The sequence below is a fragment of the Rhizobium sp. ZX09 genome (genome assembly GCF_017357485.1).
In the GTDB taxonomy this organism is placed as follows: Bacteria; Pseudomonadota; Alphaproteobacteria; order Rhizobiales; family Rhizobiaceae; genus Agrobacterium; species Agrobacterium pusense.
On the sequence record NZ_CP031364.1, the window covers coordinates 91,922 to 115,013 of the forward strand.

Genomic DNA, 23,092 nt, shown 5'->3' on the forward strand with positions numbered 1-23,092 from the left:
GCCGTCAATCGAACTTCGCCAGAACATCATTGGTGGAATCGACGATCTGCTCGGCCGCATCCTCCGCCGTCAGCTGGCCATAGGCATATTCTTCCAGCGTATCGACGAAGGCCGAGCGGATTTCCGGATGTTCGTTGAAGGGCGATACCACCGGCCCGGATGCGGCCATGACGATGGCATTGGCGGCTCGCACTTCCGGCTCGCCCTTGTCGCCCAGACGTGCAGCCGCAGCCTTGGATGCCGGCAAACCACGCGAGGTGCCGAGTGCGTCGATACCCTCAGGCTCGTTCAGCAGGCAGTTCAGTATCTGCGCCGCTGCTTCCGGGTTCTTCGAGTTTTTAGAGATCGAGAACACCATTGAAGGCTTGCGATAGACCCCCTCGGTCACCGCGTCTGCAAGCTTCAGCATCGGCACGGGTTTCAGAACCTGCCCCTGCTTCAGGGGATCGGCATATTTTGAATAGGTCGAATCCCATTCATAGGAGCCGGCAATGCGGCCTTCAGACCAGGACGGCTTTTCATAAAGATTGACATTGCCATCGGCCGCTTCCTCTTTCTGGGAGCGGATGGATCCGGTTTCGACCAGCTTGCCGACAAAGGAAATGCCCTCGGCCAGTTCCTCCGGCGTCCAGGCCACGCGGTTGGTCTTGGGATCGACCAGATCCTTGCCGGTTTTCTGCACAACGGCCAGCGTCACCAGAAGCTGGGCGGTCTCCTTCACGGCGTTGAAGGTATAATAGTCCTTACCGAGCTTTTCCTTGATGGTCTTCGTCGCCGCGAAGAACTCATCCCAGGTCTTCGGAATTTCGACACCCGCCTTTTCGAAGGTCGTGGCATTGAAGAAGAAGACGCGGCCGGTGGTGGAAACGGAAAGCCCCTGCAGCACGCCGTTCATCGACCCCGCCTCCAGATCGCTCTCGGCCCATTGGGAAAGATCGAGCGGCTTCAGCTGGCGCAGATCGGCAAAACCTTCGCCATTCTTGGAAAACAGCGGCAGCCACGGCCAGTTGACCTGAACGATATCAGCTTCCGTCTTGCCCGCCATCTGGGTGGTGAGTTTTTCGAGATAACCGTCGAAACCGGTGAACTCGCCCTTGATCGTGTGGCCGTATTTCTCGCCACAGGCGGCAATCGCTTTCTGGGTGGCGACATGGCGGCTCTCGCCGCCCCACCATGACATGCGCAGTTCCGCGGCACCTGCCGCAGGTGCGGTCGCCATCGCCACATAAGCGGCACCGGCAAGCATCACCATCATTCTGGTCATCATCTTCATTGTTCTTCTCCTCCTCGAAAAATCAGGCACGCCCGTCCGCTCCTCACAGCGAAACGTTGCGCCCATCGGCCTTGTCGAAAATATGCAGCTTCTCCGGGTCCGGCTTCAGGCGCAGAAGACCATCGCGGCCGAGCACCTCGAATTCCGCCGCGCCGACGACGCTGACGACCTTCTGGCCGCCGAGATCGGCGTGCAGATAGACCTCGTGGCCCATGAATTCCGCATTGGTGAGTTTCGCCTGCAGCGCCGGACCATCGGTCGCCTCCGCCAATGAGAGATGCTGCGGACGGATGCCGATGACGGCGTCCGTGGGTCTCGCCGATAGTCGCTGTTCCAGATGCGCGCCGATGGGCAGGCGCTGACCGGCGATCACGAATTCAGTACCCTCGATTGCCACATCCACGAGGTTCATTTCCGGCGTGCCGATGAAGCCGGCGACGAAGAGATTGGCGGGATGGTTGTAAAGCTCCTTCGGCGTCGCGACCTGCATGATGCGACCTGCCTGCATGACGCAGATGCGGTCACCCATGGTCATGGCCTCCGTCTGGTCATGGGTGACGTAGATAACAGTCGATGACAGGCCTTCCGCTTTCAACTGGCGGTGCAGATCGGTAATGCGAACCCGCATCGAAGCACGAAGCTTGGCGTCGAGATTGGACAGCGGCTCATCGAACAAAAACACACCCGGTTTCTTGATGAGCGCACGGCCGAGCGCCACACGCTGCGCCTGCCCGCCGGAAAGCTGCTTCGGCAGACGGTCGAGCAGCGGCTCGATCTCCAGGATGCGCGCGACATTGTCGATGGCCTTCTCGATCTCCGGCTTGGCGACACCGGCGATCTTCAGGCCGAAGGCGAGATTGCCGCGCACCTTCATATGCGGATAAAGCGCATAGTTCTGGAACACCATGGCAATGGAGCGCTTGCCGGGCGGCAGATCGTTGACGCGCTGATCGCCGATCAGGATTTCACCACCGGTGATTTCCTCCAGCCCCGCCACCATGCGCAGCGTCGTGGATTTGGCGCAGCCCGAAGGGCCGACGAACACCATGAACTCGCCATCCTCGACGTCGAGATTGATGCCGTGCACCGCCTTGAAGCTGCCGCCATAGACTTTTTCGAGATTTTTAAGTTGAACGCTTGCCATTTTCAGCCCTTGACCCCGCCAGACGAGATCCCTTCAATGAAATACCGTTGCGCCGCGAAGAAAACGATCAGCGCAGGCGCGATCGTCAGCACCGACATCGCCAGGATGCGGTTCCATTCAAAGGCTTCGGTGGTGTCGATGGAGAGTTTGAGCGCCAGGCTCACCGGATATTTGTCGACCGAGGACAGGTAGATCAGCGGCCCGAGAAAGTCGTTCATCGTCCACATGAACTGGAACAGGCAGACCGAGATCAGCGCCGGCGCCAGCATCGGTACGACGATGTAGACCAGTGTCTGCAGGCTGTTGGCGCCGTCCACCCGGGCGGCCTCTTCCATGTCCGAGGGCAGCGAGCGCAGGAACTGCACCAGCATGAAGACAAAGAAGGCATCACCGGCGAAAGCCGAGGGCACCCAGAGCGGCAGGAAACTGTCCAGCCAGCCGAGATCCCGAAACAGGATATATTGCGGAATGCGGGTGACGACATTGGGCAGCAGCAGAATGGCGATGACCGAGCCGAACAGGATCTTCTTCAGCGGAAAATCGAAGCGGGCGAAGGCATAGGCCGCCATGGTGCAGGAAATCGCCGTGCCAATGACCTTCGGCAGGATGATCAGGAACGAGTTCCAGAAGAACCGGCCGAAGGTGTAGGGCGTCGAGGTTTCCCAGCCGCGGATATAGCCATCCAGTGTCGGGTTTTCCGGGATGAAACCGGCACCGGAGAAGATTTCCGAATTGGTCTTGAAGCTTGCGCCCACCAGCCAGATCAGCGGATAGAGCATGACGAGTCCGACAGCGAAGAGAAGCACGTAGCGGACCGAGGTGGAAAGCAGCCTGAGCCGCGCCCGGCGGGCCGCCTGCATGTCGTTTAGGGTTGCGATATCGGTCATGGCATCAGTTCCGCTTGTCGCCGGCGTAATAGACCCACTTCTTCGAGGACCAGAAGGCCACGAGGGTCAGCGCGGTGATGATGGTGAAGAGCACCCAGGCGATTGCGGAGGCATAGCCCATGTTGAACTTCTTGAAGGCCTCGTCGTAGATATAAAGAGGCAGGAGATAGGTGGACTTCAGCGGCCCGCCCTGGGTGATGATGTAAGGGCCGTTGAACTCCTGGAATGCCTGCACCATCTGCATGATGAGGTTGAAAAAGATCACCGGCGTCAGAAGCGGCAGGGTGATGAAGAAGAAGGTCCTCACCTTGCCGGCACCATCGATGGCGGCTGCTTCGTAAAGCGATTTGTCGATGGATTGCAGGGCCGCAAGGAAGATCACCATGGCCGAGCCGAACTGCCAGCAGCGCAGCAGCGTGATGGTGAACAGCGCATTGCCCGGATCTCCGAACCAGTCCACCGGCGACAGTCCCACGGCGGCAAGCGCCATATTGGCAAGGCCTTCGCTGGCGAAGATATAGCGCCACAGAACCGCAATCGCGATCGAGCCGCCGAGGATGGACGGCACGTAAAAGGCGGTGCGGAAAAAGTTGATGAATTGCAACTTGTAATTGAGTATTACCGCGATGAACAGCGCAAAGGCAAGCTTCAGCGGCACCGTCAGAAACACGTAGAACAGGGTGACGTTCAGGGATTTCATGAAGGTGCGGTCGCGGGTGAACAGCCGCTCGTAATTGGCAAACCCTGCCCAGCTGGGATCGCTCATCAAGTCATAACGGGTGAAACTGAGATAGAGCGAGCCAAGGAACGGAATGGCCGTGAAGACCAAAAGCCCGATGATGTAAGGCGTCAGATATCCCAGCCCCAGGAAGCGCTGAGATTTCATGATGCTCCTCCCCGCGTCCCGGCGGAACGCGACTGACAGAATACAATTTCGTACAAGTGATTCTCCCGGAACGGCCAGCGGCAGGCGCAATAAAGCGTATTTCCTCGCCGCGACCGATCTCCTCCCTCATTGATACGGCGCGTAAAAGCAATTTATGCGGTGACAAAACCAAATTTCAGCGCCAAGGTGAATTAACAAAGACGAGGAAAAAGATGGACGAAATCGAAGGTGGCATTCTGTCATCCGTTCCGCCTGCGGCGCTCAACCTCAACCTGACGCGCGCGACGATCAAAATGGAGCATTCGCGCACCTGGCAGATCGATAAATCCAATCCGGTGGACGATCTCATCATCTGCCTGGAGGGGCGCGGGCACTATCTCGTTGATGGCGAAGCAAGGGTACTGGAGCCCGGTGACGCCATGCTTATTTTCCGAGGGCAACGCTTTGTCGGGTGGAACGAGCAGGCAGTCACCTATCGCGGCGTGGCGCAGCATTTCACGCTCGATATTTACGGCCGCCACAACCTGATCGCGCAGATGGACCTGAAACCGAAACTGCGGCTGAGCCGCTGGTCGCTTCTGGAACCGCTGGTGCGCCACTACCGGCAGAGCGCGCCTCCTTCCTCCGTCACTCTGGGTCAACATCATCTCTTCATGGTGCTTCTGATCGCCTTCATCGATGACGCGTTTCTGGGCTGGGTCGACCGCCCGAGTTTTCAGCCGGAGGGTACGGAAGGCCTCGACCTTGCGGTGATGAAGGCGATCACGATGATTTCCGCCAATCCGTTGGACCCCGACATTGCCGGGCGGGCCACCGATGCGGCGCCCTATAATCGCGATTATTTCCTGCGGGAATTCCAGAAGCGGGTGGGGCGGACGCCGCGCAAATATCAGGAGTTCAAACGCATGGAACGTGCCATGCATTTTCTCGAGGCCGGACTTTCGGTCTCGGCAGCGGCGGCGGAGGTGGGTTATGGCGACCCCTATTATTTCTCGCGCATGTTCAAGCGGACATTGGGATTAAGCCCGCGTGACCATATGAACCGGATACGCCGCAGCAGGCACGGCAACCTGATGGCATTTGACGAGCATGAGCAGCAAAGGCTGCTTGCCGACGAGACGGAAAAGGCCCCGGCATAACGGGGCCTTTTCGTTTGAAAGCGTTGGAATTACCGGAACAGTGACGGCAACCACAGGGATAGCGACGGAATATAGGTGACAGCAAGCAGCACTGCGATGCTGGCGCCGAAGAACGGCCAGATCGTCCGCATTGCCTCCCGTATCGATATGCCGCCCACCGCGCAGCCGACGAAGAGCACCGTTCCGACCGGCGGCGTATTGAGACCGATGCCGGCGTTCAGGATCATCACCACGCCGAAATGCACGGGGTCGATGCCGAAGGCCTTTACGACAGGCAGAAGCACCGGCGTGGAAATGATGACCATCGGCGCCATGTCCATGAAGGTGCCGAGCAGCAGCAGGATGATGTTGATGACAAGCAGCACGATGATCGGGTTGTCCGAAATCGCGCTGATTGCGGCAATCATCAACGTCTGGACCTGCAGAAAGGCCATCAGCCAGCCGAAGGACGCCGCCGTGCCGATGACCAGCAGCACCATGGCAGTGGTGCGGACAGCACCCATCACCGCTTCCACGAAGCCGTCCCAGTCGAGTTCGCGATAGACCAGCATGGCGACGAGGAAGGCATAGAGCACGGCGATGCAGGAACTCTCCGTCGCGGTGAAGATGCCCGAACGCACGCCGCCGAAGATGATGCCGATCAGCAGGATGCCGGGGAAAGACGCCAGCAGATAATACATCAGCTTCGAGAAACCGGGGAACGGCTCGGACGGATAGCCCTTGCGCCGGGCGACGATATAGGCCGTCACCATCAGCGCTGCGGCAAGCAACAGGCCCGGAATGATACCGGCGGTGAAGAGATCGGCCACAGAAACATTGCCGCCCGCCGCGATCGAATAGAGGATCATGTTGTGCGAGGGCGGGATCATCAGCGCAATGATGGCGGCGTTGACGGTGACATTGACGGCGTAATCCCTGTCGTAACCGCGTTTTGCCATCTGCGGGATCATCAGCCCGCCCACCGCAGAGGCATCGGCCACGGCCGAGCCGGAAATGCCGCCGAACAGTGTCGAAGCCACGATGTTGACCTGACCAAGACCGCCGCGCAGGTGCCCCACGAGGCCTGCCGCGAAGCGGATGAGGCGGTGGGCGATGCCGCCGCGCACCATCAGGTCACCGGCGAAGATGAAGAACGGTATCGCCATCATCGCGAAGACATTCATGCCGGAATTCATCTGCTGGAACACCACGATAGGCGGCAGGCCGAGATAAAGAACCGTGGCGAAGGACGCGATGCCGAGGCAGAACGCGATCGGCGTTCCGATCAGCATCAGCAGGGTGAACACCCCGAAGAGAATGGTGTAAGCCATTATGCAGCCTCCTGCACGATCACGTCTGCAGCGATTTCCTCGCCGATGGAAAGATCGACGAAACGTTCGGCAGCAAACAGCGCGATAAGGAAACCGCCGCCGATCAGCGGAAAGAAATCCGTCCCGCCCGGCCAGCCGAGAACCGGGATCGTCGCCGTCCATGTCCCCATGGCAAGCGAGGTGCCATACCAGGCCATGCCGGCACCGAAGAAGAAGATCAGCGCAAGGCTTGTCAGGTCCATGCCCTTCTGCACGCGCGGCGGCATCATGTAGCGCAGAATATCGAGCCCCAGATGCACGCTCTCGCGCACGCCGACGGCGGCGCCAAGCATGATGAACCACGACATGAGATGCAGCGACAGCGGCTCAGACCAGCTGGGTGAATCGTTGAGAATATACCGCGCAAAGACCTGCCAGCCGACGATAAGCGTCATGGCGATCATGCCGATACCGGCAATATAAAGCGACGCGTGGCTGAGCGCGCCGAGAAAAGGGCGGATGGCCCGCATGAAGTGTCGCATTGTCTGTTCCTCCCGCATCAACGGCGACAAAAGAAAACCGGCCCTGTTTCCAAGGCCGGTTTCCCTCGCGTTACTTGACCGCTTTCACCCGTTCCAGAAGGTCCTTCATCTTCGGATCGGTGACGAACTTGTCGTAGACCGGACCCATCGCGGCGGCGAATTCCTCCTTGTTGACCTTGATGACATTGACCCCGCCGGCCCGGACCTTTTCTTCCGATGCCTTTTCGCGGGCGCTCCACAGTTCGCGCATCTTGCCGACCGAATCCTTGGCCGCCTGGCGCAGCAGCTTCTGGTCTTCCGGGGAGAGCTTGTCCCAGGAGATCTTCGAAATGACGAGGATTTCCGGGTTCAGAGAATGCTCCGTCAGGGAGTAGTTCTTCGCCACCTCGTAGTGACGGGCGGATTCGTAAGATGGCCAGTTGTTTTCGGCACCGTCGACGACACCGGTTTCCAGTGAGGAATAGACCTCGCCCATCGGCATCGGCGTCGGGTTGGCGCCGAAGGCCTGCATCATCGAAATCCACAGGTCCGACTGCTGCACGCGGATTTTGAGCCCCTTCAGATCCGCCAGTTTTTCGATGGGCTTTTTGGTGGTGTAGAAGGATCGGGCGCCGGAATCGTAAAAGGCGAGACCGACGAGACCGTGCGGTTCGAAGGCTGCCAGAACCTCATCACCAATCGGACCGTCGACCGTATTGTGCATGTGCTCCGTCGAGCGGAACAGGAAAGGCAGACCAAGAACGGTGGTTTCCTTGACCAGATTGTTGAAAGGCGCGGCATTGACGCGGTTCATGTCGATGACGCCGAAGCGGGTCTGCTCGATGGTGTCCTTTTCGCCGCCAAGAACGGAATTGTTCATGACCTGTATCTTGATACGGCCATTGGTCCGCTCGGCCAGAAGCTCGCCCATATATTTCACGGCTTCGACCGTGGGATAACCGTCCGGATGAATATCGGCAGAACGCAGGGTGATTTCCTGCGCCATGGCGGAAACACCGGACAGCGCGATCCCCATCGCGACGCACATCATGCTTGCAATCTTTTTCATGCTTTCCTCCTCCATTGTTGAAACGGCCCAGCCCCTCCAAGGCTTGTCGGGCCGATTTTTTCACGCCCATCCGGGCCGGCATGCAAAGACCTTTCATGTGAAAAGGATGATGGGGCCTCCCTTCCCCAACCATCCCGGATTGACCTATGACGCCTTGAATGGCGGCAGCTTGAACAGCTCTTCGGGGTTTTCGACCAGCGCCCGATGACGCGCCGCCTCATCCGGAAGCCAGCCAAGCGTCAGTTCCGCAAGGCGGGCATCATCAGGATAGGCAGCCGTCTCGCGTACAGAATTATGCGGCCAGTTGGTGCCCCAGACGATGCGTTCCGGCGCATGCGCCGCGATCACCCGCGAAAAGGCGGCGACATCCTCGTACGGCCAGCTTTCGCGGGAGCTTTCATAAACGCCGGCGAATTTGAACCACAGATTGCCGCCGTCGATGAGTTTCAGAAGCGCCGCCATTTCCGGCCCATCGGTTTTGAGGCCCTTGAAGAACTTGCCGTGATGATCGAACACCCAGCGCGAGCGGATTTTCTGAAGACGCGGCAGATGGTCGAGAAGACCGTTTCCGTCGAACTGTACCGCCACCATCCAGTCGGCCGCATGCGCCCGCTCGTCCACCGCTTCCAGTTGGGAAAGGTTCACCGCGCCACCCGGCAGATCCATGATACGCGCGCCGACCGCACCCGCGGCGGCAAGCTTCTCCATGTCCTTTTCGCTCGTGGTAGCATCGATGATGACGACCGCGCGCGCCGCCTCGCCCATCTCGGCAACACAGGCCAGCGTATTGCCATTGTCTCGCTGATGGGCGTTACCCTGCGTGATGATGACCCGGTCTATGCCGAGCCATTGCATGAGGCGACGATAATCCTCCGGTCCCGGCAGGGCGCCCGGCGGAAGGCCGGGGCCACCCGGCAAGGCGGGATATCCGGGCAGATACATGTGCATCTGCGTATCGACCGCGCCTTTCGGGAAAGCGGGTTTCGGCGCGGTGCCGCTCAGCTTTCTGACGAGTTCACTCATGGGTCTGGCATCCTGAATTCAACGAGCGCATCCCGGTTGATCTCAATGCCGAGACCGGGACCATCGGGAATGGCGACGATACCGTTCACCGCTTCGAGAGGTTCACTGAGAACCGCCTGACGGAACGGATTATGGGTGCGGTCAAATTCCATGATCGGTTCGATGGGATTGACCCGCACCGGATCAGGCGTCATCGCCGCCATGAATTGCAGCGCGGCGGCGATCTGTACGCCGGTGCCCCAGACATGCGGCACGATGCGCACGCCGTGCAGCGTGGCAAGCGTGGCAATCTTCTGCGTTTCTGAAAAACCGCCGCATCCGCAGAGATCGGGCTGGAGAATGTCCACGGCATCGGCGGAAAGCGCCTGCCACATACCGTGACGCCCGTGCCAAGTCTCGCCGCCCGCAACCGGGATCGGCTGCCCTGCCCGTACACGCTGATAGGCATCGAGCTGTTCGGGAACCACCGGCTCCTCGAACCAGTCGATGCCATAGTCGGCGGCGCGGTTGCCAAGCGTGACGGCTTCGGTGACCGTATAACCGTGATTGGCATCGATCATCAGCCGCATGTCAGGCCCGATCGCCTCTCGAACCGCGGCTATGACCCTGAGGTCCTCCTCGATGCCGAAGCCGATCTTGATCTTGCAGGCGTGGAAGCCGTCAGCGCGGCGCTCCGCCATTTCGGACGCATTGTCTGAAACGCGGTCGACACCATCACGCTTGAAGCTGCCAGTGGCATAGGCGCGCACGCTCTCGCGCCAGCGCCCGCCGAGCAGCATCGAGATGGAAGCACCGTAATGCTTGCCCTTGATGTCCCACAACGCGATATCGATGCCGGACAGGGCCGTAAGAGTGAGGCCGCGCTGGCCCTGATCGCGCAGGGCATTATAAAGCACGGCCCAGATCTTTTCGGTCTGGCGAGGGTCCTGGCCGATGAGCCAGCCGGAATAGGCCTGGACCACGGCGGCGTTCGGCCGCGCCGGGCCGAGGCATTCGCCCCAGCCGACGGTCCCGTCGTCGCATTCGATTTCCACCAGAACATGGGCCCGCCGGTCGAAACGCATGGAGGCGCTTTCGAACGGCGTGTCCAGCCGGTGTTCAAGCAGGTGCGTGCGCACTGCCGTGATTTTCATGGCTCCCCTCCCGCTATGCCGTGATCAGGCTTTGCGCTTGTGCGTGCCGATCAGGGCTTCGAGCATGCCGATTTCCTCATTGGTCAGGTCCTTCAGCGGCGCACGCACCGGACCGGCATCGAAGCCCTGCAGGCGGACACCGGCCTTGATGGCGGAGACGGCATAACCCTTGGCGCGGTTGCGGATCGCCATGAACGGATAGAAGAAATCGACAAGAATGCGCTCGCAGGTGGCGCGCTCGCCGGCGCGCAGCGCCGCGTAGAACTCGTTGGCAAGGCCGGGCACGAAGTTGAATACGGCCGAGGAATAGGTGGTGAAACCGGCGCCGAGATAGGCTTCGGCGAACAGTTCCGCGGTTGGCATTCCGCCGAGATACATCAGGCGGTCCCCCATCTTGGCGGTGATCTGGCGAACGAGGCCGATATCGCCGGTGCCGTCCTTGAAGCCGACAAGGTTCGGGCACTCGTCGCACAGCCGCGCCAGCGTATCGGCCTGAAGAACCGAGTTGTCACGGTTATAGACCATGACACCGATGTCGACCGACTGACACACCTTCTTGATATGGGCGTAAAGCCCTTCCTGCGGCGCATCGATGAGGTAATGCGGCAGAAGCAGGATGCCATCGGCGCCGACCTTTTCGACGGAGCGGGCGATATCGACCGCAATTTCAGTGCCGTAACCGCAGCCGGAAACGATGGCGGTTTCGCCGGCGACTTCCTTGGCGGCGGAAACGATCGTCGGAATCTCATCCGGCTTCAGCGAAAAGAACTCGCCGGTGCCGCCTGCGGCAAACAGCACCGGCGCCTTGTAACCGGCAAGCCATTCGACATGGGCCCTGTAGCTGTCGGCAGCGAAACGGCCCTCGGAATCGAAATGGGTGACCGGGAAAGACAGAAGGCCGGAGCCGAGAGCCGTTTTGATTTGTTCAGGGTTCATGATCGGTATTCCTTTGAAGTTCAATGACTGAAAGTCACCTAAACCACTTGCCGTATATTTGTCAACAATTCATCATACAAGTTATATGATGAATTTTACAGGCGGGGGCGGCTCAGCGCGCCAGCCAGCCGCCATCGACATTGAGAATGGCGCCATGCACATAATCCGCCGCCGGCGAAGCAAGGAAAACCGCCGCCCCGGCTATATCGTCTGAATGACCCCAGCGGCCAGCCGGAATGCGCTCGAGAATGGCCCTGTTGCGGGCCGCATCGGCGCGCAGCGCCTCTGTATTGTTGGTTTCGATGTAACCCGGCGCAATCGCATTCACATTGATGCCCTTCGCCGCCCACTCATTTGCCAGAAGCTTGGTGAGACCGGCGACGCCATGTTTTGCAGCCGTATAGGACGGCACACGAATGCCCCCCTGGAACGACAGGAGCGAGGCGATATTGACGACCTTGCCGGGGCGGCCGTTCGCCAGCAGCTCCTTTGCAAAGGCCTGTGTGGTGAAAAACAGCGCCTTGAGGTTGACGTCCATCACCTCGTCCCAGTCCAGCTCGGAAAATTCAACGGAATCGGCACGGCGGATGATGCCGGCATTGTTGACGAGAATGTCGAAACCGGCACCGGCAAAACTGTCTTTTGCCGCCAGCGGATCGGCAAAGTCGATAGACAATGCGCTGGCCTTGCCGCCGTCCCTCGCGATGATGGCAAGCGTTTCATCCGGCGCACGACGGGCGGCGCAGACGACGTCCGCGCCGGCAGCGGCGAGCCCCACCGCAATCGCCTGGCCGAGCCCCGTATTCGCGCCGGTGACGAGCGCCTTGCGCCCCTGAAGCGAAAAGGGGTTCCTCATTTCAAGTCTCCCGGCTGAATGAAGTCCATGTCGGTATAGTCGACATTGTCGCCGGCCATGGCCCAGATGAAGGTGTAGGAGCCGATGCCCGCACCGGAATGAATGGACCAGGGCGGGGAAATCGCGCCTTCTTCATTTGAAATGAACAGGTGGCGGGTCTCCTGCGGCTCGCCCATCAGGTGCAGCACGCGCGACTTTTCATCCATGCCGAAATAGAGATAGGCCTCCATACGGCGATCATGAATATGCGAGGGAATGGTGTTCCAGACCGAGCCGTCCTCCAGTGTCGTATATCCCAGCACCAGCTGGCAGCTTTCCATGACCAGCGGATGGATGAACTGGTTGATGGTGCGCTTGTTGGAGGTTTCGGTTGCACCAAGCTTGACCTCCTTGCTGTTCGCCAGCGTCACCAGCTTCGCCGGTAGGCTGCGATGCGCCGGGCACGAGGTGATGTAGAATCGCCCGGCGCCGTCGAAGGTCACCGCGCCGCTGCCGGCACCGAGATAAAGCACGTCACCGCGGTTCAGCGTGTAGGTTTCGCCGCCGGCGCTGACCGTGCCCGCCTCACCGATGTTGACGATGCCCATTTCACGCCGATCGAGGAAGGAAGGTGTCCTGGTTTCCTCCACCTTGTCGAGCGTCAGCGGCTTTCCGTCAGGCACGGCGCCGCCCATCACGAAGCGGTCGTAATGGGTGTAGATCAGCCTGATTTCACCGGAACGGAACATGTCGCTGGCGAGGAAATGCCGGCGGAGACCTTCGGTATCCAGCGTTTTTGCATATTCCGGGTTCACGGCCTGCCTTGTTTCGACGGTCAGCATCAAACTCATCCTTCATGATTGTTGCGTATGGCACATAATATATGTTATCCGCTTTTTGTACGATCTGTATGACAAGGTCAAGAGGCGCTGCCATATCTGACTGCGTCGATGACGTATAATGCTGATGGAGAATTGCGATGAAACGGCTTCTTGTTACCGGTGCGGCAGGCCAGCTGGGCCGCGTCATGCGCGAACGCCTCGCACCGGTGGCCGAGATATTGCGCCTCGCCGATCTTGCTCCGCTAGACCCGGCAGGCCCGAACGAGGAATGCGTGCAGTGCGACCTGGCGGACGCGAATGCCGTTGATGCCATGGTCGCCGGTTGCGACGGGATTATCCACCTTGGCGGCATATCGGTGGAAAAGCCGTTCGAACAGATCGTTCAAGGCAACATCATCGGGCTTTATAATCTCTATGAAGCCGCCCGCGCCCATGGACAGCCGCGGATCGTTTTTGCCAGTTCCAACCACACGATCGGTTATTATCCCCAGACGGAGCGTCTTGGCCCCGACGCCCCCTTCCGACCGGACGGGCTTTACGGCGTCTCCAAGTGTTTTGGCGAAAACCTGGCCCGCATGTATTTCGAGAAGTTCGGGCAGGAGACGGCGCTTGTGCGCATCGGTTCCTGCACCCCGGAACCCACCAATTATCGCATGTTGTCCACCTGGTTCTCGCACGACGATTTCGTATCGCTGATCGAAGCGGTATTTCGCGCACCGATCCTCGGCTGCCCCGTTGTCTGGGGCGCGTCTGCCAATGACGCCGGCTGGTGGGACAATTCGCATCTCGGTTTTCTCGGATGGAAACCCAAAGACAATGCGGAGGCCTTCCGGCGGCACATTGCCGAGACAACGCCGAAACCCGACCCCGGCGATGCCATGGTGCGGTTTCAGGGCGGTGTTTTCGTCGACAACCCGATCTTCAAGGCGACGTGAAAAGCGGCAGGGAACGTTCCCGGCAGGCGGTGGGATTGCAAGCCGGGCCGCGAATAACGTATCGAGGAACGGTAGACGCAACCGATATTTTTAGAACGGCGACGAAGATGACAAGAACGACGACCTCCGAACCGGCAGCGCCACAGGCCAAAACGCTTGTGGTGAAGGTTTCGGAGGAACTCCGCAGCCAGATCGCCAAGGGCCGTTACAAGACTGGCGACCGCCTGCCATCGGAAGCGCAGATGACACAGGAATTCGGCGTGAGCCGAACCGTTGTGCGCGAGGCGATTGCCTCCCTGCGCTCAGACGGTCTCGTCGAACCGCGTCAGGGCGCCGGTGTCTTCGTACTGGAGCCCGCCCCGGTCGAACGGCGGCCTTTCCATAATGTCGATCTGGCCCGCGTCTCCTCGCTGATCGAAATGCTGGAACTGCGCACCGCGGTGGAAGGCGATGCCGCGGGCCTTGCTGCGATCCGCCGTTCGCCGGCGCAGGAAGAAAAGATCATCGAGGCCTTCGACGCCTTCCGCGCCAGCGCCGCCAAGGGCAGCCCGACGGCCGAGGCCGATTTCGCCTTCCATCTGGCCGTTGCCGAAGCGACCAACAATCCCCGCTTCAGCGAGTTTCTGCAGGTGCTTGGCCCGACCGTCATTCCCCGCCGCGCCGTGGCCGAAAACGGCTCCGAGACCGTGCTTTCGCCCGCTGATCTCGCCCGTCTGGTGGGAGAGCACGAGGCGATACTGATCGCGATACAGGACGGCGACGAGGAGGCGGCGCGAAGCGCCATGCGCAACCACCTGAAAAGCAGCCAGATGCGATACCGCGCGATGTTGCGCGCACCGCGCTGAGATTGCCGCCCGAACCGCATTGACTGAGGAGAAAGATATGCAGCAGCTTCCGACCTTCCCCACTGTTTCGCCCGACGATGGCGTAGAACGCACCGTGCTTTCCGAAGCGCCCGAACTGATGGTGGTATCGTTCCGTTTCAAGACCGGCGCGGAAGGCAAGCTGCACAGCCATCCGCATGTACAATCGACCTATGTCGCCAGCGGCAGCTTCCGCTTTTACCGTGATGGCGAGGCCTACGACCTCAAGAAGGGCGATAGCCTCGTCATTCCCGGCCATATCGAGCATGGCTGCCTGTGTCTGGAAGAGGGCGAACTGATCGACTGCTTCACGCCGCGCCGCGACGATTTCCTCTGATCCGGCGATCAGTCCGCAGATAAATCCCGCAGGGTGCGTGGCAGGCTGTTCATGCACTCTGCGCCAGACGCGGTGACGAGGAACTGGTCCTCGATCATCAACGCACCCACGCCTTCCCCATAAAACGGCGCTTCGAGCGCAACGACCATGCCGGGAAGGATGACTTCCGGATTGTCGTGGGAAAAGAACGGCCATTCCTCGATACCCACGCTGCCACCAACGGAGTGGCCGAAGTGGCCGCGATAATATTCACCGAAGCCGTCCTTGCGCATCGAGGCCAGCATGGCGGCGTGCACTGCACCGAATGTATTGCCCGGGCGGAGCGCGTCCAGCCCGCGGGCGAAGGCCGCTTCCAGAGCCTTGAAGATATCGCCCGCCAAAGGCGAAACCGGCCCCCATGAAAAAGTCCGCGCGCCATCCGAAGAATAACCGTCCACCAGCGTGCCCACATCGGCCTTGATCAGCGCACCCGGCGCGACCGCTGCCGTCATATCCGACAAAGCCGCGCCGACCGAAATGTAGTCCCAATGCCCGCTCAACGAAAAACCGGATTTTGCGGCATATGCCTGCGCGCCGGATTTCCAGGCGGTAGAGAGTTGACCAAGAGCTGCCCCCGGTCGGACGGCGGCTGCCATCTCGACCAACCCCGCCTGGGCGGCGGCTGACGCCTGCCTGAGAAGTTTGATCTCGCGTTGGGATTTCACCGCCCTCAGACGTTTCAGCACCGTCGAACCATCAACCCAGTTCACCTCGGGCAGCGCCTGACGCAGGGCGAAAAAATCGGCGGCGGGCATGAATTCAAGGTCGGCACCGATGCGCGCCGCGGACAGTCCGCGCTCCCGCAGCAGATCGGAGAGCAGGCCGAAGCAGGCGGTACGATCAAATGTCTCCGGCCGCGGCCCGCCAGAATTGTTGCGGCGATAGGCATCGTCCACCTGCGCGATGGTTTCCACACCCGAAAGATCGACCAAATCGATCCAGATGCGATGGCAGCGCAGATCGATATCAGGTGCCGCCCTCCTGATGATCGGCGCGGCATGATCACTGACGACGGCGGCCAGCCCTGCCCCGGCATCGGCAGGCACCAGCGCAATTGCGGAACCCGCTTTGCCCCACATGGTCGCAACACCGGCAGGCGCACCAACCGCATAACGAAAGGCCTCGGGCTGGAACAGTACCAGCGCATCAATCTCCGCCTCCCGCATCAGCTGCTGGGCGCGGCCTCGGTCGATATCGCTCATGGGAACTCCGGTGATTGTTTGGCGGCAGGTTTGTGAACCTACGCTTTAGCAGTCACCGGGATAGGAAAGAAGGTGGAAGATGATGTCTCAACCCTGAGAGTCGTCAGTTGCGCGAGCGCTTCCCGCATGTTTCTTCTCCCCGGCGGGGAGAAGTCCGCGGCAGCGGGATGAGGGGGCTCGCTCTCCGAAATCCGGCAACGTTCCCCCCTCATCCGACCCTTCAGGCCACCTTCTCTCCGGCGGGGAGAAGAAATATGCCGCAACGGCTTGCCCTATCCGAAAGAGGCGGCGGATAAATCCGTAGCCTCAATCCACTCTTACGCCTCCAGCCACTTCACCTGCTCATCCGTCAGCGCAATATCAAGCGCCGAAAGACTGTCCTCCAGCTCCGCAATCGTGCGCGGCCCGATCAGCGGGATGACCGGGAAAGGCTGGGCGATGACATAAGCGAGAGCGATATGGATTGGGTGGCGCCCGAGTTTCTGCGCAAGCTCGATCGCCCGATCGCGACGGACGAAATTGCGGTCGGAATACCAGACGCGGACGATTTCCTCATCGTCATGCTTGTCTCGCCCTGCCCGCTCGGTGAAAAAACCGCGCCCCTGGCTGGACCAGGCGAAATTGGGGATTTGTCGGGATTTCAGCCATTCTTTCCATTCGTCATCCGATGCCGCCACGCAGCCTGCCCAGATGGGATCGAGCATTTCGGCAAGCGAGAAATTGTTGGAAAGCGCGCCGGGGGCCTGTTTGCCGTTCTTCTGCGCGTAAGCCGCGGCCTCATCCATGCGTTCGCGCGTCCAGTTCGAGCCACCGAAAATGCCGCGAATGCGCCCGCGCCGAACCTCGGCATCCATGGCATCAACGAACTCGCCCACCGGGACGTCGAGATTATCGCGATGCATGAAATAGGCATCGACATAATCCGTCTTCAGACGCTCCAGCGACTGATCTAGCTGTTTGGCGATCATATCGGGATAGCAGAGCGGCGAATGCGCACCCTTGCCGATCAACACGATCTCTTCGCGCGGCACGTTGCGGCTGGTGTGCCAGTCGCCGAAAATCGCCTCCGTTTTGCCGCCGCCATAGACATAGGCCGTATCGAAGAGATTGCCGCCGGCCTCGTAAAAGGCATCGAGCGTCAGGGATGCGGACGCGAAATTGGGGAAGAATTCGAAACCGAGCGCGACTACCGAAGCGGGTTTGGCAAGGCCCGGTATCTGCCGCTTCGGGACCGTATTTCCGGATACAACCTTACCACCGGCTATATTGGCGATGCGCGACGTCGCCTTTTCGACGCTGTATTCCAGCCCGACGGAAGCCCGCCACTGGTCCATGACGCGCAGGTTGCCGAGGCTGTCCGCCCAGCCCATGCCGGGTGCATCGAACTCCTTTTTGCCCTGCCGGAATGCCTCGCCGGCCGCATCGACCTCGAAGGAATAAAGCCAGCGATCCTCCGGCAACTCGATGGTTTCGACCCTGTCGCCCCTGATGATATCGATCCGCCCGGTGCCGCCCTTGTGGCCAGCGGCAAACCAGAAATCCCTGACCTCGATCCGGCCGTCGGAACCGATGATGCGCAGCACATTGTCCTGCGCCGCCATGATCGAGCACGAGACTTCCGCGACGATACCGTTTGCGAATTTCAGCACGGCCGAGGCCCATTCATCAACGCCCGACTGGCCGAGATGGGCAGCACCCGCCACTTTTTCGGGCTCCGCAAAAGGCTTTCCATCCACAGCGCCTGCGATCATCCGCACCATGGAAACCGGATAACCGCCAACATCGAGAATGCCGCCGCCTGCGGTTTCATTGGCGAACAGCCGGTGATCGGCCCGGAACGAGCCCATGTTGAAACCGAAGCTGGAGCGGATGATGCGGATATCGCCGACCGCGCGGGCTTTCACCAGTTCAAGCAGCTTTGCCGTCTGCGGATGCAGGCGATACATATAGGCCTCACCGGCGAAAACGCCGGCCTTTTTTGCCTCGTGGAAAATGGCGTCGGCATCATAGGCCGAGAGCGCAATGGGTTTTTCCACCAGCACGTTCTTGCCGGCCCGAATTGCCTTGATCGCCCATTCGGCATGGCCCGTATGGGGCGTGGCGATATAGACCGCGTCGATAGCCGGATCGGCAAGCAGAGCGTCGTAACCCTTGACAATGCGCGCGCCGGCAAAGGCTTCGGCAAGGCCCGGCTTGTCCGGATTGCGGGTGGCGATGGCCTCCAGCCTGCCGGTGCGGGAATGGGCGATACCGTCAGCAAAGGTTCTGGCGATGGTGCCCGGGCCGATGATGCCCCAGCGGATCGGTTGTTCGGTGGTCATGAAATCCTCGTCTTTCGTATCGGTCTTGGGTGCTTGGGAAAGGGTTCAGCGCAGGCGTTCGCCCTTGCTGTCGAAAAGGAAAGCCCGGCGGGCGGAAAGGCCGACCGTCAGCCGGTCGCGATTGCCGACATCACGCGATTCCGGCCGCTCGATGATGAGCTGCTCGCCGCCTTCGGTTCGGGCATAGACATAGCTGGTATTGCCGAGATGCTCGGCGACATCGACATGCACGGTGAGATCGGCATCGCCCCCGCCCGCATCGGCAAAATGCTCCGGCCGGATGCCGAGCGAGACCCTGGCGCCTTCGTTGACGCGCTCTTTGATCGGCAAAGTCAGCCGCACCGCAGGATCGCTCTCGAGAGCGAGCGTGACGCTGTCGGCGCCGCCGCCGATGACAGTGGCGTCGAGAAAATTCATTTTCGGCGAGCCGACAAAGCCGGCGACAAAGCGGTTGGCGGGATCATCGTAAAGATCGAGCGGCGCACCCACCTGTTCGATATTGCCCGCCCGCAGGACCACGATCTTGTCGGCCAGCGTCATCGCCTCGGTCTGGTCATGCGTCACATAGATCATCGTGGTGCCGAGTTGCTTGTGCAGGCGCGAAATTTCGACGCGCATCTGCACCCGCAGTTCCGCATCGAGGTTGGACAGAGGCTCGTCGAACAGGAAGACCTGCGGCTCGCGCACAATGGCTCGGCCGATGGCCACACGCTGCCGCTGGCCGCCGGAAAGCTGTTTCGGCCGGCGATCCATCAGTTCATTGATCTGCAGGATTTCGGCGGCGCGGTTGACCCGCTTTTCCGTATCGGCCTTTGGGTTGCCGTTCATCCTGAGGCCGAAGGAGAGGTTTTCGGCCACCGTCATATGCGGATAAAGTGCATAGGACTGGAACACCATGGCAATGCCACGATCGGCCGGATCAGCATCACTGACCGTCTTGCCGCCAATCACGATATCGCCACCGGAAATATCCTCCAGCCCCGCGATCATTCTGAGAAGCGTGGATTTTCCGCAGCCGGACGGGCCGACAAAAACGACGAATTCCCCGTCTTTCACCTCAAGGTTGGCACCATGGATCACCTCCAGCGCACCGTATCGCTTGACCACGTTTTTGAGCGAAAGTTCCGCCATGCGGCCTCCCCTTACTTGACTGCCCCGGCTGAAATGCCGGCGATGAAGTGACGCTGCAGGACCACGAAAACCACGAGAATGGGTGCGGTCAGCAGCACCGCGCCGGCCATGATGCCGCCCCATGACACCTTGGTGAGCCCGATAAGGGTGCCAAGCGCCACGGGTGCGGTCATCATTCCTGGGCGGGAATTGATGAGAAGCGGCCAGAGGTAATTGTTCCACGAGGCCAGGAAGAGAATGATGGAGAGCGCCGCCATTGTGGGCCGCGCCAAGGGCAAAGCAATGCGCAGAAAAATCTGCCATTCCTTGACGCCTTCCACCCGCGCGGCATCGAAAAGCTCCGTCGGCATCATCGAGAAGGATTGCCGCATGAACAGCACGCCGAGCGAGTTGAAGAGCGGCGGCACGATCAGCGCCACCCAGGTATTGGCGAGCTTGAATTCCCGCGCCACCATGATGAATTGCGGAATGACGACGACTGCAAACGGCAGGGTGATGGTGCCGAGAATGATGGCGATCACCACGCCGCGTCCCGCAAAACGGTAACGCGCCAGCGCCCAGCCCGCCATCGACGTCAGGAAGACCGAAAGGACGGTGTAGATGCAGGCGACGGTGATCGAGATGAACATGGCCCTGAGGAAATTCGTATCCGCCTGCAGGTTGTTGAAATTCTCGATGAAGTTGGTGGACGGCACCAGAACGATATCGGGGCTGAAGATGCCGTAATCCGGCATGGTCGAGAACACGAACATCATCCACAGCGGAAACAGCCAGATGACGGCAAGTGGCGTCAGCACCGCGTGCAGCGCGATCTTTTGCCAGAAAAGCGATCTCGATTTCGATCTCATTTCGGCTCCCTCCCGACCCAGAGATTAAGCAACGAAATGGCGATGGCGAGCGCCGCCATGGTGTAGGCGATGGCCGAGGCGTACCCGAAATTGAGCGAGGTGAAGCCCTGCCGATAAAGGAAGAGTCCCAGCGTTTCCGTGCCGCCGCCCGGCCCGCCCCTGTTGGTGATGAGGAAGGGTTCGGCAAAGAGCTGCATGGTGCCGATGACCGACAGGACAACGCAGAACAGGATGATGGGCTTGAGGAGCGGCAGCGTGATATGAAAGAACTGCTGGCGCTTGCTCACCTTGTCCAGCGTCGCCGCCTCATAGACATCGCCGGGGATCGATTGCAGCCCGGCGAGGATGATGATGGCGTTATACCCCGCCCAGCGCCATGTCACCGCGATGATGACCAGCGCCATGGCCGCATTGGCATTGTCGAACCAAGAGATGGGCGCAAGGCCGACTGACGTGATGAGCTTGTTGATGATGCCAAAATCGGCGCTGAACATCAGCCGGAACACCGCCGCATAGGCCACCTCGCCGACAACGACAGGCGCGAAGAAGGCAAAACGATAAAGCGGCCGCGCTTTCAGCAACGGCGAATTCAGGAGCACCGCCATGACGGTGGCGAGCGCGATCATGACCGGCACCTGAATGACCAGAATGATCAGCGTATTGTAGAGCGCGTTATAAAAAGCCGGATCTGAGACGAGCCGCCCCCAGTTCATGGACGGTGCAAACCGCCACGGGTTAATGCGGGTATTCTGGAACGACAGCATGAACGAGCTGATGATCGGCCAGACCCAGAAGGTGGCGAAAATCAGGAGATAGGGCGCAAGGAACGCATAAGCGATCCTGTTCCTAGACGGCATGACGACCTCCAGATGCCGGACATGGGCCGGATAAATGGAAAAGCTTGAAGGCCTGCCCGATTTCGAGGGCGAGACCATTGCAAGGCGGTGCGGCCTATTTCTTGTCCCCAAGGGGGAGAAGGTGGCCCGAAGGGTCGGATGAGGGGGTTAGCTCGCGATCTATCACCAACGTTGCCCCCTCATCCCGCTGCCGCGGACTTCTCCCCCTCGGGGAGAAGAAGCCCGTGGCACCCGCTCGATCCTGGCCGCCGGCTTACTGCGCGACAGGCAGCCCCGTGGCCGTTTCGATCTGCTTTGCCGCATCATCGAGCGCAGCCTTCGCATCGGGATAGCCACCTGCGAAATATTTCGTCTGCGTCGCCTTGTAGATCGCATCCGCATCGGACTGGAATGCCGTGCCGCGGCTTGGAACGATCTTCGGCAGCGTGGCGAGAATATCGGTCCAGACCGCCTGCCCGCCCCAATAGGGGTGCTTCTCCTTCACGAAGGGATCGTCGATGGCTGACAGCAGCGAGGGAACGAGGCCGAAGGATTTCAGCATCGTCACCTGGCCCTCATTCGTGGTCAGCGCGTAATCGATGTATTTCCATGCGGCTTCCTTGTGGTCGGACGTCGAACTGATCGCCAGCGAAGACCCGCCGAGATTGGCCGCATGCGGACCGTCAGGCGTGAGGCTCGGCATCAGATAGACGCCCCATTTGCCCGCGAGATCGGGCGAGCCGGAGCGGATCGTGCCCTCGTACCAGGCGCCATACATCTGGCTTGCCGCCTTGCCGGCGGTATTGGCCTGGATCTTTTCATCCCAGATCGCCGCCGTGATGATGCCGGCGTCCTTCATTTCCTTGACCTTTTCAAGGGTCGCGACACAGGCGGGCTGGTTGATGGTAATGTTCTGGCCATCGGTCGAAAAGTAACCGCATCCCTGCTCATTGGCGATCATGCGGAACCATTCGCTATCGCCGTTGAAGTCGGCCTGCGCCATGACCGTTCCGGGATTGGCAGCCATGACCTTCTTGCCGGCGGCGATGAAATCATCCCAGCTCTTGATGGTGGCCGGATCGACGCCCGCCTTTTCATAGAAGTCGCGGCGATAGAAAACCGCTACCGGGCCGGAGTCCCACGGAACCGCATAGGCGACACCGTCAACCTCCAGTTCCGTGCGCTTGAAATCAGGAAAAAGCGCCTGTTTCTCAGGCGTATAGCCAAGCTCGGTCAGATTGGCGAAACAGTCTGGGAAACGGCTCCAGAACAGTTCCGCTTCGAAATTTTCAATGGTGACGATATCAGGAAGACCATCGCCCCCGGCGGCGCACGCAGCCAGCGTCTTGTCAAAAACCTGATTGTTTCCAAGGTCTTCAACGACGATCTTGATATCCGGATTCTGCTTGTTGAAGCCCTCTACCGTGGATTTCAGCGCGGAAGCCGCGACATTCCAGCTCCAGTTGGTGACGGTCTCGGTTTGCGCGAAAGCCGGGGCTGCAAGAAGCAGCATGGCCGTAGACGCGCCAAGAAATTTCAAGCACATTGAAAACCTCCCTTTTTCAATTGCCGTTCTTCAGCGAACATGGGCACATTACCGGCG

22 protein-coding genes are annotated in these 23,092 nt (G+C 60.1%); 4 read left to right on the forward strand and 18 right to left on the reverse strand.

What is annotated here, in order from left to right; all coding sequences use genetic code 11:
• Window positions 1–4: 4 nt before the first annotated feature.
• The 4 genes from BTN45_RS15100 to BTN45_RS15115 are packed head-to-tail and all read right to left on the reverse strand — an operon-like array spanning window position 5 to window position 4,190.
• Window positions 5–1,273: an ABC transporter substrate-binding protein gene (locus BTN45_RS15100; RefSeq protein ID WP_207589836.1), complete on the reverse strand. Its 1,269-nt coding sequence runs from the start codon at window positions 1,271–1,273 to the stop codon at window positions 5–7.
• 43 nt (window positions 1,274–1,316) lie between these two features.
• A complete protein-coding gene (gene ugpC / locus BTN45_RS15105; RefSeq protein ID WP_100911167.1) occupies window positions 1,317–2,417 on the reverse strand; it encodes a sn-glycerol-3-phosphate ABC transporter ATP-binding protein UgpC in 1,101 nt (366 codons plus the stop codon).
• Between the two features lie 2 nt (window positions 2,418–2,419).
• A complete protein-coding gene (locus BTN45_RS15110) occupies window positions 2,420–3,304 on the reverse strand; it encodes a carbohydrate ABC transporter permease (RefSeq protein WP_004444975.1) in 885 nt (294 codons plus the stop codon).
• A gap of 4 nt (window positions 3,305–3,308) precedes the next feature.
• Window positions 3,309–4,190, reverse strand: coding sequence for a sugar ABC transporter permease (locus tag BTN45_RS15115; RefSeq protein ID WP_207589837.1), 882 nt, complete (start codon window positions 4,188–4,190; stop codon window positions 3,309–3,311).
• Between the two features lie 212 nt (window positions 4,191–4,402).
• Here BTN45_RS15115 and BTN45_RS15120 point away from each other — a divergent pair, with 212 nt between their 5' ends.
• Window positions 4,403–5,329, forward strand: coding sequence for an AraC family transcriptional regulator (locus BTN45_RS15120; protein WP_004444978.1), 927 nt, complete (start codon window positions 4,403–4,405; stop codon window positions 5,327–5,329).
• Between the two features lie 29 nt (window positions 5,330–5,358).
• Here the strand turns inward: BTN45_RS15120 and BTN45_RS15125 are convergent, their stop codons facing one another.
• From BTN45_RS15125 to kduI, 8 genes are all read right to left on the reverse strand, one after another.
• Window positions 5,359–6,639: a TRAP transporter large permease gene (locus tag BTN45_RS15125; protein WP_006700399.1), complete on the reverse strand. Its 1,281-nt coding sequence runs from the start codon at window positions 6,637–6,639 to the stop codon at window positions 5,359–5,361.
• The gene (locus BTN45_RS15130) at window positions 6,639–7,160 is read right to left on the reverse strand and encodes a TRAP transporter small permease (protein WP_022562649.1); all 522 of its coding nucleotides are present in this window, start codon (window positions 7,158–7,160) and stop codon (window positions 6,639–6,641) included. Before BTN45_RS15130 ends, BTN45_RS15125 begins: the two co-directional genes overlap by 1 nt.
• A gap of 70 nt (window positions 7,161–7,230) precedes the next feature.
• The gene (locus tag BTN45_RS15135) at window positions 7,231–8,208 is read right to left on the reverse strand and encodes a TRAP transporter substrate-binding protein (RefSeq protein ID WP_004444981.1); all 978 of its coding nucleotides are present in this window, start codon (window positions 8,206–8,208) and stop codon (window positions 7,231–7,233) included.
• A gap of 144 nt (window positions 8,209–8,352) precedes the next feature.
• Window positions 8,353–9,231 (reverse strand): amidohydrolase family protein, encoded by an 879-nt coding sequence (locus tag BTN45_RS15140; protein WP_207589842.1) that lies wholly within the window; start codon window positions 9,229–9,231, stop codon window positions 8,353–8,355.
• A complete protein-coding gene (locus tag BTN45_RS15145) occupies window positions 9,228–10,364 on the reverse strand; it encodes a mandelate racemase/muconate lactonizing enzyme family protein (RefSeq protein WP_207589845.1) in 1,137 nt (378 codons plus the stop codon). Before BTN45_RS15145 ends, BTN45_RS15140 begins: the two co-directional genes overlap by 4 nt.
• A 24-nt stretch (window positions 10,365–10,388) precedes the next feature.
• Entirely contained in the window at window positions 10,389–11,300 is a 912-nt protein-coding gene (gene kdgD, locus BTN45_RS15150; RefSeq protein ID WP_035210321.1) for a 5-dehydro-4-deoxyglucarate dehydratase, read from the reverse strand.
• A gap of 112 nt (window positions 11,301–11,412) precedes the next feature.
• A complete protein-coding gene (gene kduD, locus BTN45_RS15155) occupies window positions 11,413–12,156 on the reverse strand; it encodes a 2-dehydro-3-deoxy-D-gluconate 5-dehydrogenase KduD (protein ID WP_022562653.1) in 744 nt (247 codons plus the stop codon).
• On the reverse strand, window positions 12,153–12,977 hold the full coding sequence (gene kduI, locus BTN45_RS15160) for a 5-dehydro-4-deoxy-D-glucuronate isomerase (RefSeq protein ID WP_006700393.1): 825 nt from the start codon (window positions 12,975–12,977) through the stop codon (window positions 12,153–12,155). Before kduI ends, kduD begins: the two co-directional genes overlap by 4 nt.
• A gap of 137 nt (window positions 12,978–13,114) precedes the next feature.
• Here kduI and BTN45_RS15165 point away from each other — a divergent pair, with 137 nt between their 5' ends.
• The 3 genes from BTN45_RS15165 to BTN45_RS15175 all read left to right on the forward strand — a co-directional run bounded on the left by BTN45_RS15165 (window position 13,115) and on the right by BTN45_RS15175 (window position 15,112).
• Window positions 13,115–13,912: an NAD(P)-dependent oxidoreductase gene (locus BTN45_RS15165; protein WP_006700392.1), complete on the forward strand. Its 798-nt coding sequence runs from the start codon at window positions 13,115–13,117 to the stop codon at window positions 13,910–13,912.
• Window positions 13,913–14,019: 107 nt separating this feature from the next.
• Window positions 14,020–14,757: a FadR/GntR family transcriptional regulator gene (locus BTN45_RS15170; protein WP_107339605.1), complete on the forward strand. Its 738-nt coding sequence runs from the start codon at window positions 14,020–14,022 to the stop codon at window positions 14,755–14,757.
• A 37-nt stretch (window positions 14,758–14,794) separates the two neighbouring features.
• On the forward strand, window positions 14,795–15,112 hold the full coding sequence (locus BTN45_RS15175) for a cupin domain-containing protein (RefSeq protein WP_006700391.1): 318 nt from the start codon (window positions 14,795–14,797) through the stop codon (window positions 15,110–15,112).
• 8 nt (window positions 15,113–15,120) lie between these two features.
• On the opposite strand, the gene BTN45_RS15180 is transcribed toward BTN45_RS15175, so the two are convergent.
• From BTN45_RS15180 to BTN45_RS15205, 6 genes are all read right to left on the reverse strand, one after another.
• The gene (locus BTN45_RS15180) at window positions 15,121–16,353 is read right to left on the reverse strand and encodes a Xaa-Pro peptidase family protein (protein WP_207589847.1); all 1,233 of its coding nucleotides are present in this window, start codon (window positions 16,351–16,353) and stop codon (window positions 15,121–15,123) included.
• Between the two features lie 317 nt (window positions 16,354–16,670).
• Window positions 16,671–18,674: an aldo/keto reductase gene (locus BTN45_RS15185; protein ID WP_207589856.1), complete on the reverse strand. Its 2,004-nt coding sequence runs from the start codon at window positions 18,672–18,674 to the stop codon at window positions 16,671–16,673.
• Between the two features lie 45 nt (window positions 18,675–18,719).
• A complete protein-coding gene (ugpC, locus tag BTN45_RS15190; RefSeq protein WP_207589858.1) occupies window positions 18,720–19,805 on the reverse strand; it encodes a sn-glycerol-3-phosphate ABC transporter ATP-binding protein UgpC in 1,086 nt (361 codons plus the stop codon).
• Between the two features lie 11 nt (window positions 19,806–19,816).
• Complete coding sequence (locus BTN45_RS15195) at window positions 19,817–20,653, reverse strand: carbohydrate ABC transporter permease (protein ID WP_035210329.1); 837 nt, start codon at window positions 20,651–20,653, stop codon at window positions 19,817–19,819.
• The gene (locus BTN45_RS15200; protein WP_022562661.1) at window positions 20,650–21,510 is read right to left on the reverse strand and encodes a sugar ABC transporter permease; all 861 of its coding nucleotides are present in this window, start codon (window positions 21,508–21,510) and stop codon (window positions 20,650–20,652) included. Before BTN45_RS15200 ends, BTN45_RS15195 begins: the two co-directional genes overlap by 4 nt.
• 253 nt (window positions 21,511–21,763) lie before the next feature.
• On the reverse strand, window positions 21,764–23,035 hold the full coding sequence (locus BTN45_RS15205; protein WP_207589860.1) for a sugar ABC transporter substrate-binding protein: 1,272 nt from the start codon (window positions 23,033–23,035) through the stop codon (window positions 21,764–21,766).
• Window positions 23,036–23,092: the final 57 nt, after the last annotated feature.

Coding starts and splice junctions, on each gene's coding strand:
- BTN45_RS15165 (WP_006700392.1), top strand. CDS start 13,115: ATGAAACGGCTTCTTGTTACCGGTGCGGCAGGCCAGCTGGGCCGCGTC.
- BTN45_RS15135 (WP_004444981.1), bottom strand. CDS start 8,208: ATGAAAAAGATTGCAAGCATGATGTGCGTCGCGATGGGGATCGCGCTG.
- BTN45_RS15175 (WP_006700391.1), top strand. CDS start 14,795: ATGCAGCAGCTTCCGACCTTCCCCACTGTTTCGCCCGACGATGGCGTA.
- BTN45_RS15130 (WP_022562649.1), bottom strand. CDS start 7,160: ATGCGACACTTCATGCGGGCCATCCGCCCTTTTCTCGGCGCGCTCAGC.
- kduD (WP_022562653.1), bottom strand. CDS start 12,156: ATGAGGAACCCCTTTTCGCTTCAGGGGCGCAAGGCGCTCGTCACCGGC.
- BTN45_RS15205 (WP_207589860.1), bottom strand. CDS start 23,035: ATGTGCTTGAAATTTCTTGGCGCGTCTACGGCCATGCTGCTTCTTGCA.
- BTN45_RS15170 (WP_107339605.1), top strand. CDS start 14,020: ATGACAAGAACGACGACCTCCGAACCGGCAGCGCCACAGGCCAAAACG.
- BTN45_RS15195 (WP_035210329.1), bottom strand. CDS start 20,653: ATGAGATCGAAATCGAGATCGCTTTTCTGGCAAAAGATCGCGCTGCAC.
- ugpC (WP_207589858.1), bottom strand. CDS start 19,805: ATGGCGGAACTTTCGCTCAAAAACGTGGTCAAGCGATACGGTGCGCTG.
- BTN45_RS15125 (WP_006700399.1), bottom strand. CDS start 6,639: ATGGCTTACACCATTCTCTTCGGGGTGTTCACCCTGCTGATGCTGATC.
- ugpC (WP_100911167.1), bottom strand. CDS start 2,417: ATGGCAAGCGTTCAACTTAAAAATCTCGAAAAAGTCTATGGCGGCAGC.
- kduI (WP_006700393.1), bottom strand. CDS start 12,977: ATGCTGACCGTCGAAACAAGGCAGGCCGTGAACCCGGAATATGCAAAA.
- BTN45_RS15200 (WP_022562661.1), bottom strand. CDS start 21,510: ATGCCGTCTAGGAACAGGATCGCTTATGCGTTCCTTGCGCCCTATCTC.
- BTN45_RS15180 (WP_207589847.1), bottom strand. CDS start 16,353: ATGAGCGATATCGACCGAGGCCGCGCCCAGCAGCTGATGCGGGAGGCG.
- BTN45_RS15145 (WP_207589845.1), bottom strand. CDS start 10,364: ATGAAAATCACGGCAGTGCGCACGCACCTGCTTGAACACCGGCTGGAC.
- BTN45_RS15115 (WP_207589837.1), bottom strand. CDS start 4,190: ATGAAATCTCAGCGCTTCCTGGGGCTGGGATATCTGACGCCTTACATC.
- BTN45_RS15120 (WP_004444978.1), top strand. CDS start 4,403: ATGGACGAAATCGAAGGTGGCATTCTGTCATCCGTTCCGCCTGCGGCG.
- BTN45_RS15100 (WP_207589836.1), bottom strand. CDS start 1,273: ATGAAGATGATGACCAGAATGATGGTGATGCTTGCCGGTGCCGCTTAT.
- BTN45_RS15110 (WP_004444975.1), bottom strand. CDS start 3,304: ATGACCGATATCGCAACCCTAAACGACATGCAGGCGGCCCGCCGGGCG.
- BTN45_RS15140 (WP_207589842.1), bottom strand. CDS start 9,231: ATGAGTGAACTCGTCAGAAAGCTGAGCGGCACCGCGCCGAAACCCGCT.
- kdgD (WP_035210321.1), bottom strand. CDS start 11,300: ATGAACCCTGAACAAATCAAAACGGCTCTCGGCTCCGGCCTTCTGTCT.
- BTN45_RS15185 (WP_207589856.1), bottom strand. CDS start 18,674: ATGACCACCGAACAACCGATCCGCTGGGGCATCATCGGCCCGGGCACC.